This is a genomic window from Pseudomonas sp. SbOxS1 (assembly GCF_013416725.1).
GTDB lineage: Bacteria > Pseudomonadota > Gammaproteobacteria > Pseudomonadales > Pseudomonadaceae > Aquipseudomonas.
The window spans coordinates 377,485-391,532 of the sequence record NZ_JAAVXC010000008.1 but is presented as its reverse complement, the minus strand read 5'-3'; the positions used below and the strand labels follow the sequence as shown (position 1 = coordinate 391,532).

Sequence of the window (14,048 nt, the reverse complement as noted above, 5' to 3'; positions counted from 1 at the left end):
AACGATCAGTGCATCATTCAGACTGGCGGATCTTCTCGACAATGGCAGTCGTGGAACTGTTTTCCACCAAGCCCAGCACTTTCACCGTCCCGCCGTAAGCGGTCACGATGTCCGCACCAACCACCTGGTCAATACCGTAGTCTCCACCCTTGACCAGTACGTCCGGCTTGACCTCGCGCAGCAGGTTCTCCGGCGTGCCTTCAGCGAAGCTGATCACCCAATCGACGGCGCCCAGGCCTGCCAGCACCGCCATGCGTCGGTCGACACTGTTGATTGGACGGCCAGGCCCTTTCAGGCGGCTGACCGACGCATCGTCGTTGACCGCAACGATCAGGCGATCGCCTTGTGCCCGCGCCTGCTCCAGGTACGTCACGTGCCCGGCATGCAGGATGTCGAAGCAACCGTTGGTAAAGACGATTTTCTCGTTATGCGCACGGGCGTCGTCGACTGCCAGCAGCAACTGTTCAAGGCCCAGCACGCCGCGCTCTGAACCCTGATCGCGCTGGATGGCACGACGCAACTCCGGCGCACTGATGGCCGCCGTACCGAGCTTGCCGACCACGATGCCTGCCGCCAGGTTGGCCAGGCCCACCGCGTGCGGCAGTTCTTCACCGGCGGCAATCGCCGCGGCCAGGGTGGAAATCACCGTATCGCCAGCACCGGTCACGTCGAACACTTCACGGGCGCGTGCCGGCAGGTGCAATGCCGGATGATCCGGGCGCAGCAAGGTCATGCCGTGTTCACCACGGGTCACCAGCAAGGCGCCAAGGTCCAGGTCGTGCATCAACTGCGCGCCCTTATTCACCAAATCATGCTCGTCGGCGCAACCACCGACGATGGTTTCGAATTCGCTAAGGTTCGGCGTGATCAGGCTCGCGCCACGGTAGATCGAAAAATCCTTGCCCTTGGGATCCGCCAGCACCGGAATGCCACGGGCACGGGCGGCCTGGATCAGCACTTGATGGTTTTTCAGCGCGCCTTTGCCGTAGTCGGACAGCACCAGCACCTTGATGCCTTCGAGCAGTTCGTCGACTTGCACGGACAACGCCAGGGAGTCGGTGGCGAACGGTTCTTCGAAGTCGATGCGCAGCAGTTGCTGGTGACGGCTCATGACCCGCAGCTTGACGATGGTCGGCTGGTGGGCAATGCGCTGGAACAATGCGCGCACACCGGCACCCTTGAGGCTATTGACCAGGCTGTCGGCGGCTTCATCGTCGCCGGTCACGCCGACCAGGGAGGCTGGCGCGCCGAGGGCGGCAATGTTCAACGCAACGTTGGCGGCACCGCCCGGGCGGTCCTCGATGTGATCGACCTTGACTACCGGTACTGGCGCCTCAGGGGAAATCCGTGAGGTACCACCATGCCAGTAACGGTCGAGCATGACATCGCCGACCACCAAGACAGGGGCTTGATCGAATCGCGGCATGGACAACTTCATGGAGCAACCCACATACAAAATGAACAGGGGCGCGATATTAACACAGGGTGGGCGCCGGCTTGTGTGACGGCTGCAACGGGATCTTGCGACAAGGCTTTTTGATCAATTATTGAGCAAATCGGCGCACGGACTCACTCGTTGGGCGCATTGCACACCGCTAGAGCATCAGGGTGAGCCAGGCTCACCCTGATGTCGAAGTCAGGCGATGTCTTCGGCCGGCGTATCGAGCCCCATCGCATGCAGGCGCGAATAGTAGCCATTCTGCGCCAGCAATTGAGTGTGGGTGCCACGCTCGACGATTTCGCCTTGATCCATCACCAGAATCAGGTCGGCCTTTTCGATCGTCGACAACCGGTGGGCGATGACCAGCGTGGTACGCCCTTTCATGACTTGATCCAGCGCTGCCTGGATGTGGCGCTCGGACTCGGTATCGAGTGCCGAGGTTGCTTCGTCAAGAATCAGCAACGGAGCATTTTTCAGCAGGGCCCGGGCAATCGCCAGGCGCTGGCGCTGACCGCCGGACAGCAGTACGCCGTTTTCCCCGACCTGGGTATCCAGGCCTTGCGGCATCTGCGCAATGAAGTCCATCGCATAGGCGTCCGCTGCGGCCTTTTCAATGTCGGCGCGAGGTGCGCCCGCCAGATCACCGTAGGCGATATTGTTGGCGATGGTGTCATTGAACAGGGTCACATGTTGTGTGACCTGCGCCACGTGCCGACGCAGATTACGCAGGCGATAGTCTTCGATTTCGACATCGTCGAGCAGGATCTCACCGATTTCATGATGGTAGAAACGCGGTATCAGGCTGGCGAGTGTCGATTTGCCGCTGCCAGAGCGCCCCACCAGAGCGATCATCTGCCCCGGCGCCGCGGTGAAGCTGATGTTCTTCAGCACCTCACGCTCTGTCCCGGGATAGGTGAAGCTCAGGTTGCGCACCTCCAGGTAGCCATTGACGCGATCACGCTCGACGGTACCGTGGTCGACTTCCGGCTCGACGTCCAGTTGCTCGAAAATGCTTTCGGCACCGGCGACACCTTTCTGAATGGTCGAACTGACTTCCGACAGCTGCCGGATCGGCTTGGGCAACAGACCAGCGGCAGTGATGTAGGCCACCAGGTCACCGGCGGTTGCATCACCGCGCAGGAACAGCACCAGGAACATCAGTATGGCCATGGCGGTGTAGATCACCAGCTGCAACATCGGCGTGTAGACCGCACCGGTCTTGGTCATGCGCAATTGCTTGTCGGTATTGCCCTGGCTGGCTTCGGCAAAACGTCGTTCTTCGTAGCTTTCGCCACCGAAGCTGCGTACTACGCGATACCCCTGGATGGTCTCGGACGCCACATGGGTCACGTCGCCCATGGCCACCTGGATCTTCTTGCTCTGCTTGCGGAATTTCTTGCTGGTATTACCCACCATGAGTGCAATCAGCGGCAGGATTGCCAGCATCACGATGGTCAGCTTCCAGTTCATCCACAGCAAGTAGGCAAACAGGAAGACCACGGTAAGGCCTTCGCGGATCACCACCTTGATGGCATCGGTGGCAGCACCGGTCACCATGGTCACGTTGAACGTGATGCGCGAGATCAGATGCCCGGAATTGTGGGTATCGAAATAGCGGTTTGGCAGGACCAGCAATTTATTGAACAACTCCACCCGCAGGTCATGCACCAACCCCAATGAAACCTTCGCCAGGTAATAGTTGCCGAGGAAGGAGCCCAGGCCTTGCCACGCCGCGATCAGGATGATCAGCAATGGCACGGCCATCAGCAGCTGCAAGTCCTTCAGGTAGGGGACATCGGGGAAGAGCACCGCTTCAGGATTACTCAGGCCATCGACGAAATACTTGAGAATCCCCGCCAGCATCGGCTGTGTGGAGGCAAAGATCACGAAGCCCACGATACTCAGCAGGAAAAGGCCAAGATAAGGTTTTACATACCCCAACAGCCGAAAATAGATTTTCAGGCTGGAGTCCTGTCCCGCTTTGGGCGGTGCGTCACTCATCGTAGAGCTCACTGGTTAGGAAGAACGCGAAATTTTATCACAAGCGTCGGGATTGGCCCGCGCCCATACCAAAACACTGGCCAGGCCAATGGGCAACCAGCTGATAAACCATTCGGCCCTTGGCGTGCCGTTCAGGCTGGCGGCGTCGAATTGCATCGCCAATGTAGAGAACAACCATATGCCGATGATCCCCTTGGCATAGAGTGTTTCCCGAACCTTCCACGCTTGGCGCAGTACTGCGATCCATGTCGCAGCCCACAACAATAATCCTGGCAGCCCCAACTCGATGGCCACATGGGTGAACAGGTTATGGGCATGGTCAAAAGACTGCCCATCGGCGAACACCCTGTAGCTACTGCCAAGGCCCAGGCCCCGCCATGGGTGTTCAGCGATCATTTGCAAACTGGCCATCATGATCTGCGGGCGATAGGAAGCCCCGCGCGCCAGGACAAGTGATTCGAAAAGCCAGAACGCCAGCATGGCAATGATCAATGCGAGTGCCGCGACGATGCGACTGCGCCGGTCACGGCACCAGATCGGCATGGCCAGTATCGTGAGAAACAGTGCCAAGGCAGCGCCACGGCTCTGGCTGAGTAGAACGAATACCCCCAGGAAACCCAATGCAACGGCACAAACCGCCTGCATCACGCCACTGCGCGGTGCCCAGAGCACCAGCCACACCGCTGCCAGCCCGATAACGTAGCCGCCCAGAATCGGATGGGCCAATTCGCCCAGCCCTTCTACACGCGAACTCCAGACGTTGCCATGCATTCCATAAAACTTGACGATCGCCACCAACGCGGTGACAGCCAGTCCTACGCCCCCCCATTGCATGATACGGATCACGCGTTCGGGTCTGGCATTGGCGAAAACCGGAAAAAACAACAGGAATACCACGATGTACAGCACGCGCTTGGCTGCGCGATCCGGGTCAGGGGTGTTCGACCACGAAATACTGAGCAGTGACCAGATCACCAGCCCGAGCATCGGCAGGTAGATCCAGCGCTGATCATGGAACAACTCCCGAAGCCGGGCCCGTGCGGGCCAGCACAGCATCATTGCAGGCAACCAGAGAAACACCACCAAGCCTTGCTGATAGAGCTTGTTGGTAGGCGCAATGGCGATGGCCAACAAAAACCACAAAAGACCTGTTGCCATCCATGCTTGCGCCCAACGAGTTTCTTGCATCAAATTGCTCCTGTAAGCGTTCGCCTACCCAACCCGACATGGTTAAAGCTGAAATTTTTCGGCATCATTGCCCGCCATGGCGCCCCGTTCTTCCAACAAGGCTTTCTACGATGCAATGTTCCCGGCTCCCTCAAGCCGCCCTGAATCAAATGATTGACGGTGCCAAAGTATTGGAGGCCGACAGTTTCGGGCCAAAAGTCTACCTGTTGCCGGATGGGAATATCCTCAAACTGTTTCGCCGCAAGCGTATTTTTTCATCCGCCTTGTTTCGGCCTTACTCGAAACGCTTCATCGACAATGCCGTCGAACTGCAAAGGCTCGGCGTGCCGACCTTGCAGGTCCTTCAGTATTACCGACTGCAGGCGCCGGGCATGACTGCCGTGCTGTACCAGCCACTGCCAGGCGAAACCCTGCGCCAGATCGCCAACAAGGACGGTTTCAATTGGCCGCAAGCCTTGCCGGAACTGGCCGGGCTGATACGCAGCCTTCACCAGTCGGGGATCTACTTCCGGTCGCTGCATCTGGGCAACATCGTGATCACACCCGACAATCGCATGGGCCTGATTGATGTGGCTGACATGCGCTTCTTGCGAGCCCCACTGCCTCGCCATTTGATCAAACGCAACCTGCAGCACTTCGCGCGCTATATTGCGCGCGAGAACCTGAACGACACCTTTCCGATGCAAGCATTGGAGCAGGCAGTGCTGCCCTCATGAGAGTAGCGCACGGGCGGTCTGGCTGAAGCTCAGCCAGGCTTGGTCCGGCGCTAACGCCTGGAACTGATCAGCGGCAACCGCTTCGGCAGAGACACTGAGCGCTCGCACGATCGCTTCGCGCCACGCGCTTACGTCACCAACCGGGGCATACCAACCGGTATCGGCCAACTGTTCGCGAAATACCGGCAATTCACTGCACAATACAGGAACGCCCGCCATGACCGCCTCCTGCATGATCAGCCCCAGGCCTTCTTCCCGCGAAGGGATCGCGACCCAATCGAAGGCACGATAAAGACGCGCCGCATCATTGAGATGGCCCGGTAGCAAAACTTGCTCACGCAGCCCCAACTCATCGATACGCGCTTGCAGCGTCGCACGGGTGCTGCCCTCCCCGACAATGACCAGTCTCAGGTCGGGACGGTCCTGCAATGCCGCCGCAAAAGCATCGAGCAAGCAACTGAAGCCCTTTTCCGAAACCAGGCGCCCCACCGCTCCCAATACCGGCCCACCGCCTGCAACCAGGCCCAGGCGAGTCCGCGCCTCTTCCCGAGGAAGCAGAGCGCGATGAAAAGCGGCAGGTTCAAAGGCACTGCGCAATGTCACAACGGGTAGCTGCAAGTCACGGCTCAATGAGGTTGCGAGGGTATTGGACACTGCAGCCAATGCCAGCTGGGAAGACGGGAGCTGCTGGAAGAGCGCTCGATCACCCGCATGCAGGCGCGTCGCCCCATGAAAAATGACCACGACGCGGATATGCGGCAAACCCTTGAGTACCGGCAACAGCGTGCGCGCTACCCCCAACCCGTCGAGCAACACCAGACTCGCATCGCTGTCCTTGAGGGCGCGGTGAAACCGGGCTCGCATCCAGGGTTTGGTCAATCGCCAGAAATGCCGCCCTTTCAAACGGGCAGACGACAACCCCCACTCCCGAATCTCACCAACGTTCACTCCACATTCGCGGGCGCCTCCCTGCAGCAACCAGGTTTTCACCGGAGCCGAAGGCAAGGCCTGAGACAGTATCTGCTGATGCACCTTGTGGATCGAGGCAAACGGAGCACCACCGGCCCACATCACGTTGAGAATACTCATAGGGCAAGCAGCCAATACAAAAGGTTATGGGGATAAGCTGCGGTGTAGCTAATCGATGGTCCAGCCAATGCAGACTCCCAACAACAAAAACAAAACAAACTTGATCTGTTCACGCCGACTGCGACGCGCCTTGCGCTGTCGCTCGATAGGCGTTTGCACGTGCAGGCCAAACCCGGTGTGCATGACTGCGTCCGCTTCTAGCGTCAGGGCAGTCAGATTCAACTGTGAATATCGCTGTGACAGCGCTTTCTCGCCACCGTGCCCGGAAAAAGGCGCGCACAGTCGATATTCCTTTACCCGGCGCAGGCCCGGGTTCAGCGAGAACCCCTGCCACTCCGGCTTGTCGGACATCAGTGGGTGGCAAGCCACTCCACCAACGACCTCACGCGGCCCTAGATGAATGTAGGGGCTGTGAACCCGCAGATCATGAGTATAGCTACGCAGCCACACTTGCAGGATTTGCGGGCGGGCCTGGAGAATCTTCATGGAGTCTTCCACAAACCCTGGGCGATAGAATTCCCAGTCATCCTCGCAATGGAAGATGTAGCTCGTGCTGACGTGTTCGTATGCCAGGTCGATCGACGCCAGTTGCCCCAGCTTGGGTCGATTGACGAACACCGTGCAGTGTTCCTTCCAGTGGGCTGGAATGACCGCGTGAACCCCTTCGTCACCCGCATCCTCAGTGATGAACACTTCACGGATGGGGGCCGTATTGAAACGGTCGAAGCTCTCGAGCGTGGTCTTGAGCAGATCCAGGCGACCACAGCTCGTGACCACTAGCGTGATGTCACTCTCGTGGGAAAAATGCACGGTTGTCTCGACAGAGTAAAAGTGGCCAGCAATATCAATGGCCGGCCTACGCTTGTCAAACACCCAAATTGAGTCGAATTCTTTCCAACAGACTCAGCGGCGCACGAGTACGCAGTGCAGGCTCAAGTTCCTCGACGATACGCTGGCCGATACGTGCAAAGCTGAACTGGCTGACCGCCAACTCCTGGCCGTTGCGCGCGATACGTTGCGCCAGTTGCGGGTCGCTGCGCAACCTGGCCAGCTTTTCCTGAAGCTGCGCAATGTCCTGATACAACACCACGTTGTGCATATCCTGCAAACCCAGCGCCTGGCATTCCGCTGCGCCCTGATCATAGGCCAGCAAGACACAGCCACAGGCCATGGCCTCGAAATTCTTGATCATGAACTCGCCCATGCCAACGTCGGCACTGACGAAAAAGCGAATGCGGTTGAGCGTATCGCGGTACTCCTCGCCGGACTTGGTGCGCGTCACGACCAGGGGTTCGACGGTCGCCAGCTCATCGAGCAGGGCCTTGCGACCGCTGTAGGCGACGCTGTTGGTACTGCCGACGAACGCCAGCTCGATATCCCGTTCGCGCCCCTGATCCTCAAGCTGCGTCTGGTCGTAGCCCTTGGGCACGAACACCGCATCGAAACCCTCCGCACGCAGGCGTTCGGTGACAACGAAACCGGAACTGATGACGCGCGCCCACGGCAGTCGACGGTAGTGCGCACTGAACTTGCCGGTGTACTTGCAAGGAATGTAATTCTGGTAGGCATCGTGCTCGAGGATGACCAGGTTGGGGATTGTGCGGATAAACCCGACCTGGCGGATCTCCTGCTTGAAACGCAGGAAAAACACGATCCGGTCGTACCGGGACACATCGACTTCACGCCGGAAATAACTGCGCAGGTTGCGCTGTTCCTTACTGCTCAACCACCGCAAGTCGCACTCGCAATGCGCCGCCACCCCGTCGTACAGACGGTCCAGGATGGCCCGCTGATCTTTCTGCACCAGAAATAGAACTTTCATCGTCTTCCTTGCCACAACAGGCAAATGGAGCAACACCCGAAGCCGAACCTGCCCTCAGGCAGCCGACCTTCAGGCCCGTGACACCTTACAAACGCCAAAACAGCTCCTGGCGTCGCACAGCCTTGCGAAAAAATTCATTTTCGCCGTAAGGCGAACCGGCCCGCCCCGCCAGCAACCGCTGCAACCCACGCCGCAAGCGACGCTTGAATGGAGCCGGTGGTTGCAGGTCGTGCATCATGGCCAAGGCCATGGCCTTGTCCCGCTGCTGAGCCAGGGAAAGCTGCAGGCAGTAAGGATGCATCTGCTGATCAAGATCGAACACGGGAGGCAGCGCAATACCGGCCCCGGTATCACCCATCGGCCAGCGATCGTTGTCATGCAGGTGATTGGCATAGCCCAACAGCGTCGGTTGCCAGTCAAGACCCTTGAGCGCTTCGAGCACAGCGGCATGCGCACAGATGTGATCGGGATGGGGGTCGAGGGTCGGGTGCGGCAACACGATCACCTCAGGCCGCGCCCGCAGCAGCAGGGCTTGCAGATCAGCCAGCAGGTTGTTCCAGGTGGGCGCGCCATCGACATCGCCCGGCAGGCCGAACGGGTTCAACTGGCGAAACAATCGGGTGTCGTGCAGATCCGCTTCCCGCGAGCCTATCGACTTGGCGGGTGATGCCTGCATGGTCGCCAGTTGCAGGCAGAAATAGCCCAACTGCACGCAATGGGCTTGTGGTACGCCCGCCCAGCGCGGCACGGCAATGCTGTCCCAGGCACGCAAACGGCCTTTTAGACGCGCCGCCTCGACCTTGTTCATGCCCATGCGCTGATAATGTTCGGCTTCGATTTCACCGGCGGTGAGCGTCACGATCCAGGTCTCGTCCGCCTGGCTATACAAACCGTAAGCCGCCAGTTCGGCATCATCGGCATGCGGGGCGATGACCATCACCCGTTGGCGGCGAAAGTCCGGATGCTCGAAAGCCCACAACACAGGCTCGCCCTGTAGCCGACAGAATCGCCCGCGCAGACGCAACTCGCCGCGCGACAGCACCTGGGCCTGGCCACTGAGGTTGAGGTAACGCAGGCCGTTCACACCCCGCTCGAAGGTCTGCCGGTCAGGGTTGTCGCCACCCGCCAACTCGACCACAGGGTCGAAGAAGCGTCCCAGCCACGTGCTTTTTACCTTCAGGGCCAGAACCAGCGTCGCGTCGTCGACCAGCATGACGCCCTCATCCAGACGCAGGTGCTCCCCGCTCAGGTGCACTTTGGGCTGCGGCGTGTAGGGGACGAAGGTGTACTGATAGTCGTCTTTGGCCGAATAGAACAGGTGATCGGCAAACCAGGCTTCGTGGACCACCCAGCCCACCAACGCAAGCACCAGCGGCAACCACCACGCCACCAGGAAGCCGGACAGGATCAACAACACCAGCGCGACCAGCAGGCCGATGCGTTTGTTGCGCCGATGGCGCTTGAGCAAGTGCTGTTTGCGGCTCATGGCTTGACTCATACGGTGTAGACCGGCACAGGGTTGCACCAGCGATCCTTGTATTCCCGGTCGGCGCGGCCAAAGGAAAAGCGCAGGGGCTTGTCCAGTGCCCTGGCGTGCTCCCAGGCGCTTTGGGTGTTGAGAAAACTCAGCACGCTACCGGGGCTGAACTCGCGGGTCTCGGGATCGACACCGCCATTGATGTATTCGACGCTGATCCATTGCGGCGTCTCGACGCGATACACCAGCTGAATGGCAATGGCAGCCTCATTGAGGAAAATCACCGAGCCGATCAGAAACTCGCGCAACAACTCGATGACCTCGGCCATGCGCTCGGCACCGGTCGCCGGGAAACCCCAGCGGCGCAGGAACAAATCGCAATAGATCGCCCCCAGCTCCTGGCTGGAAAACTCGGAAACCGGTCGCACCACGCCACCCGCCTCTTCCAGCAACCGGAGTTCGCGGCGCTGGTTGTAGCGAAACTTCTTCGACAACTCTTCGGGCGTGCGGGCCATGGCCAGTTGTTCCGCCTGCAGCCTGATGCCGGAGAACCGATTTTCGTTCAGCGCCGACAAGTAGCGCCCACGATGGCGCAAAGGTGCCTGGGCATTGGCGGCGGCCGGCAGGATGATCTCGGCATTGCCAAGGTCGAACAGGCCCTTCTTGCCGTAACGCTTGAGCACGTCCTTGGACAAGGCGAGATCGCGCCCCCAGGTCGGAATCGCGGCCTTGATTTCGCCGTCTTGCTCCCAGGCCAGGTATCGCACGGGGATGCCGGCCAGCCGCGCCAGGCGCTCGACCACCAGTGGATGGGTGGCGACGCTGCCGCCATAACGCTGCCAGGCCTCGGCATAGGTCGAGGCATCGGATAGCGACCAGCCGCGTTCGCGCCAGCCTTGAAATCGGTTGAGCATCAGCCCCTCTGTGCCAGTTCGGTAACGTGCGGCAAGTGCCAGAAAGCATCGCGCACCGCGCGGTCGGAGAAGCGTTCACGCAGGCGCTCGAGCATCAGCTCGGCGCACTGCCGACGTTGCTGCTCGTCCATTGCGGCCAGATGCTGCAGGCCTTGAGCCAGGTGCTCGGCATCGCCCAGGGGAAACAGGATACCTACGCCTTCGACCACTTCCTTCGCTCCGCCACAGGCCGTGGCGAGCAACGGCACGCCCGCCGCCATGGCTTCGAGCAGCACCATGCCGAATGGTTCATGATCTGAACTCAGGGCAAACACATCGAAAGCGCTGAAATACCGCCGGGCCTCGGGGACCTGACCGAGGAACAGCACCCGGTTGCCAATGCCCAGCTCGCGAGCCTGGGCCTTGAGATCCTGCTCCAGGCGGCCGCTGCCGAGAATCACCAGCTGGCTGTTGGCCGGCAAACCGGGCAGCGCCGTGGCAAAACCGTCCAGCAACGTGGCCTGGTCCTTGTCCGGATGCAGGCGGCCGACGTTGCCGACAATCCAGGCATCCGCGGCCAGGCCGAGGGTCTCCCGCGCCTCGCGAACCGACACTTGGCTAGCCTGCAAAGCCGGCACGTCGATCCGGTTGTACAGTGTCTGGATCCTTGCCGCCGGCCACTTCGGCAGGCATTGGCGCATGTCATCGCGCACGGCATCGGACACCCCGAGCAGGCTCAGGCGCTTGCGGAAAATATGCGCGAAGAGCTTGCGTGTGCCGCGCTTGTAATCGTCAAACGCATGGTGCACGCCAATCACCGGCAACGAGGTGCCGAGCAAGGCGATGTAGATCGGCTTGAAGCGATGGGCGATGCAGAAACTGAAATTGCGCGAAGCGGCGATCTTGCGCAGATCGCCGATGGCGCCCAGCTTCAGGCCACGAATGGCCTTGGAGCTGTACTCCATGAACAACACTTCATCCGAAGCGCAACCGGCGGCCACCTCGGCGTCGGCGACCCCGGTCAGAAACACCGTGGTCACGCGATAGCCGGTGCCCGCGAACAGGCTGGCGTACTGCCGGGCGCAGTCCAGGAACGGCCCGTCATAGCCGTGACAGAACTGCAGCACATGGCGTTCAGCCGAACGTGTCATAGGCGTTCGCGCCCTCTTTGACCACCAGGATGTCTTCCATGATCAGATACTGTAGATCCGAACCGAAGAACATGTTCAAGGCGTCCGTCGGCGAGCAGATCATCGGTTCGCCACGACGGTTGAGCGAGGTGTTCAGCGACACGCCGTTGCCGGTCAGGACTTCCAGCGCCTTCATCATGTCGTAGTAGCGCGGGTTGTATTCGCGCTTGAGCACCTGGGCCCGGGACGTGCCGTCTTCGTGAACCACTTCCGGCACGCGGGTTTTCCACTCTTCCGCCACTTCGAAGGTGAAGGTCATGAACGGCGCCGGGTGATCGATCTTGATCATCTGTGGCGCCACGGTGTCGAGCATCGACGGGCAGAAAGGCCTCCAGCGCTCGCGGAACTTGATCTGGTGGTTGATGCGATCGGCCACGCCGGCCACGCTCGGGCAACCGATGATCGAGCGACCACCCAGTGCACGCGGACCGAACTCCATGCGCCCCTGGAACCAGGCCACCGGGTTGCCGTCGACCATGATCTTGGCGATCTGCTCCGGCATGTTGTCGAGCTTGCGCCAGGTTGGCTTGTTCTCGTGACGAGCACAGGCGGCGATCACGTCTTCGTTGCTGTACGACGGGCCGAGGTAGACGTGTTCCATCTTCTCGACCGGCACGCCACGGGCGTTGGACACATAGGCTGCCGCGCCCACCGCGGTGCCGGCGTCGCCGGACGCCGGCTGTACGAACAGCTCCTTGACGTCGTCGCGAGCGATGATTTTCTGGTTGAGCTTGACGTTCAACGCACAGCCGCCGGCGTAGGCCAGCTTGCCGGTTTCCTTGAGCACGTCGCCCAGGTAGTGGTCGATCATCTGCAACGCAATTTTTTCGAACAGCGCTTGAATGCTGGCGGCGTAGTGAATGTAAGGCTCGTCGGCGATGTCGCCTTCGCGCTTCGGACCCAGCCATTCGATCAGCTTCGGCGAGAAGTAGTAACCCTTGCCCTTCTCTTTGTAACGACGCAGGCCGATGACGTTGGCGTAGTCGGTGTTGATCACCAGCTCGCCGTTTTCGAACGAAGCCAGGCGTGAGAAATCGTATTTGCTGGCGTCGCCGTACGGCGCCATGCCCATGACCTTGAACTCACCGTCGAGCATGTCGAAACCGAGGAACTCGGTGATCGCACCGTACAGGCCGCCAAGGGAGTCCGGATCGAAGAATTCCTTGATCTTGTGGATCTTGCCGTTTTCGCCATAACCGAAGAAGGTCGTGGCGTACTCGCCCTTGCCGTCGATGCCCAGGATCGCGGTTTTCTCTTTGAAACCGGAGCAGTGATAAGCGCTGGAGGCGTGGGCCAGATGGTGTTCGACCGGCTCGATCTTGATCTTCTTCGGATCAAAACCCAGTTGCTCCAGGCACCAGACGATCTTGTTGCGATAGCGCTTGTAGCGACGGTTGCCCATCAGGATCGCGTCGAGGGCGCGGTCCGGGGCGTACCAGTAACGCTTGGCGTACTGCCAGCGCGCCTTGCCGAACAAGCTGATCGGTGCGAATGGAATCGCTACCACGTCAACGTCGGAAGGCTTGATGCCGGCCTGTTCCAGGCAGAATTTCGCCGATTCGTAGGGCATGCGGTTCTTTGCATGTTTATCGCGTACGAAGCGCTCTTCTTCCGCCGCCGCGACCAGCTTGCCGTCGATGTACAAGGCTGCGGAAGGATCATGGCTAAGGGCGCCGGACAGGCCAAGAATCGTCAATGCCACAGGGGTCTAGCCTCTTTAGTCTGCGTGCAGGCGCAATGCGCCTCAAAAATTAATGTGCCCTCGCCACGGGCGAGAGACAGCTAAAGGGCGGGATTATAGCTTAAACATGCCGGGAATGACCCTTCGGTTATCAGCCTGGCGCAGGCCGCCAGTAAATACGGATGTTGCCATCCATGCCCTGCCGGTAAATCGTATACGGCAAGGCAACGGTATCCAGCGCCCCAGACAGCAGCAGGTCCATCAAAACGAACGAAACGAACATCCCCGCAGGCTCAGGGGGCGCATTCAACATGCAAAAATAGTAGGCCAGGCCGCTGTAGACCCGAGGAATGGACTGGCAATAGGTTTTTTGCCGTCGAAGCTCCCGGGCCGCGTCGGCATCGTCCTGAAAGACCGTTGCGACGGTCCCGCACCCTGTCAAGGCCAGTGAGATGAAACCTGATACGACTAGCGTTTTGATCGTCAAAGCTTGCCCTCCGTTAGCGTCAGGCAAACTAGCATCGCGGTCATTCAGGCCACAGTTCATGGC

12 protein-coding genes are annotated in these 14,048 nt (G+C 60.0%); 1 reads left to right on the top strand and 11 read right to left on the bottom strand.

Going from position 1 to position 14,048, the window contains the following annotated elements:
• Window positions 1-13 precede the first annotated feature (13 nt).
• The 3 genes from hldE to HFK74_RS13835 all read right to left on the bottom strand — a co-directional run bounded on the left by hldE (window position 14) and on the right by HFK74_RS13835 (window position 4,630).
• The gene (gene hldE / locus HFK74_RS13845) at window positions 14-1,438 is read right to left on the bottom strand and encodes a bifunctional D-glycero-beta-D-manno-heptose-7-phosphate kinase/D-glycero-beta-D-manno-heptose 1-phosphate adenylyltransferase HldE (RefSeq protein ID WP_180203990.1); all 1,425 of its coding nucleotides are present in this window, start codon (window positions 1,436-1,438) and stop codon (window positions 14-16) included.
• 198 nt (window positions 1,439-1,636) lie between these two features.
• Window positions 1,637-3,442 (bottom strand): lipid A export permease/ATP-binding protein MsbA, encoded by a 1,806-nt coding sequence (gene msbA, locus HFK74_RS13840; RefSeq protein WP_180203989.1) that lies wholly within the window; start codon window positions 3,440-3,442, stop codon window positions 1,637-1,639.
• 15 nt (window positions 3,443-3,457) lie between these two features.
• The gene (locus HFK74_RS13835; protein WP_180203988.1) at window positions 3,458-4,630 is read right to left on the bottom strand and encodes an O-antigen ligase; all 1,173 of its coding nucleotides are present in this window, start codon (window positions 4,628-4,630) and stop codon (window positions 3,458-3,460) included.
• Between the two features lie 110 nt (window positions 4,631-4,740).
• Between HFK74_RS13835 and HFK74_RS13830 the strand changes: the two genes are divergently transcribed.
• A complete protein-coding gene (locus HFK74_RS13830) occupies window positions 4,741-5,346 on the top strand; it encodes a serine/threonine-protein kinase (RefSeq protein WP_180204148.1) in 606 nt (201 codons plus the stop codon).
• Here the strand turns inward: HFK74_RS13830 and HFK74_RS13825 are convergent.
• From HFK74_RS13825 to HFK74_RS13790, 8 genes are all read right to left on the bottom strand, one after another.
• Window positions 5,341-6,435, bottom strand: a complete 1,095-nt coding sequence (locus HFK74_RS13825) for a glycosyltransferase (RefSeq protein ID WP_180203987.1) — start codon at window positions 6,433-6,435, stop codon at window positions 5,341-5,343. The genes HFK74_RS13830 and HFK74_RS13825 overlap by 6 nt on opposite strands.
• Before the next feature lie 48 nt (window positions 6,436-6,483).
• Entirely contained in the window at window positions 6,484-7,245 is a 762-nt protein-coding gene (locus HFK74_RS13820) for a glycosyltransferase family 2 protein (RefSeq protein ID WP_180203986.1), read from the bottom strand.
• A 55-nt stretch (window positions 7,246-7,300) separates the two neighbouring features.
• Window positions 7,301-8,257 (bottom strand): glycosyltransferase, encoded by a 957-nt coding sequence (locus HFK74_RS13815; RefSeq protein WP_180203985.1) that lies wholly within the window; start codon window positions 8,255-8,257, stop codon window positions 7,301-7,303.
• Window positions 8,258-8,342: 85 nt separating this feature from the next.
• Window positions 8,343-9,743, bottom strand: coding sequence for a PIG-L deacetylase family protein (locus HFK74_RS13810; RefSeq protein WP_180203984.1), 1,401 nt, complete (start codon window positions 9,741-9,743; stop codon window positions 8,343-8,345).
• An 8-nt stretch (window positions 9,744-9,751) separates the two neighbouring features.
• Complete coding sequence (locus HFK74_RS13805) at window positions 9,752-10,648, bottom strand: antimicrobial resistance protein Mig-14 (protein ID WP_180203983.1); 897 nt, start codon at window positions 10,646-10,648, stop codon at window positions 9,752-9,754.
• Window positions 10,648-11,778, bottom strand: coding sequence for a glycosyltransferase (locus HFK74_RS13800; protein ID WP_180203982.1), 1,131 nt, complete (start codon window positions 11,776-11,778; stop codon window positions 10,648-10,650). Before HFK74_RS13800 ends, HFK74_RS13805 begins: the two co-directional genes overlap by 1 nt.
• Entirely contained in the window at window positions 11,762-13,519 is a 1,758-nt protein-coding gene (locus HFK74_RS13795) for a carbamoyltransferase (RefSeq protein ID WP_180203981.1), read from the bottom strand. Before HFK74_RS13795 ends, HFK74_RS13800 begins: the two co-directional genes overlap by 17 nt.
• A 130-nt stretch (window positions 13,520-13,649) precedes the next feature.
• Entirely contained in the window at window positions 13,650-13,985 is a 336-nt protein-coding gene (locus HFK74_RS13790) for a YceK/YidQ family lipoprotein (protein WP_180203980.1), read from the bottom strand.
• Window positions 13,986-14,048 lie beyond the last annotated feature (63 nt).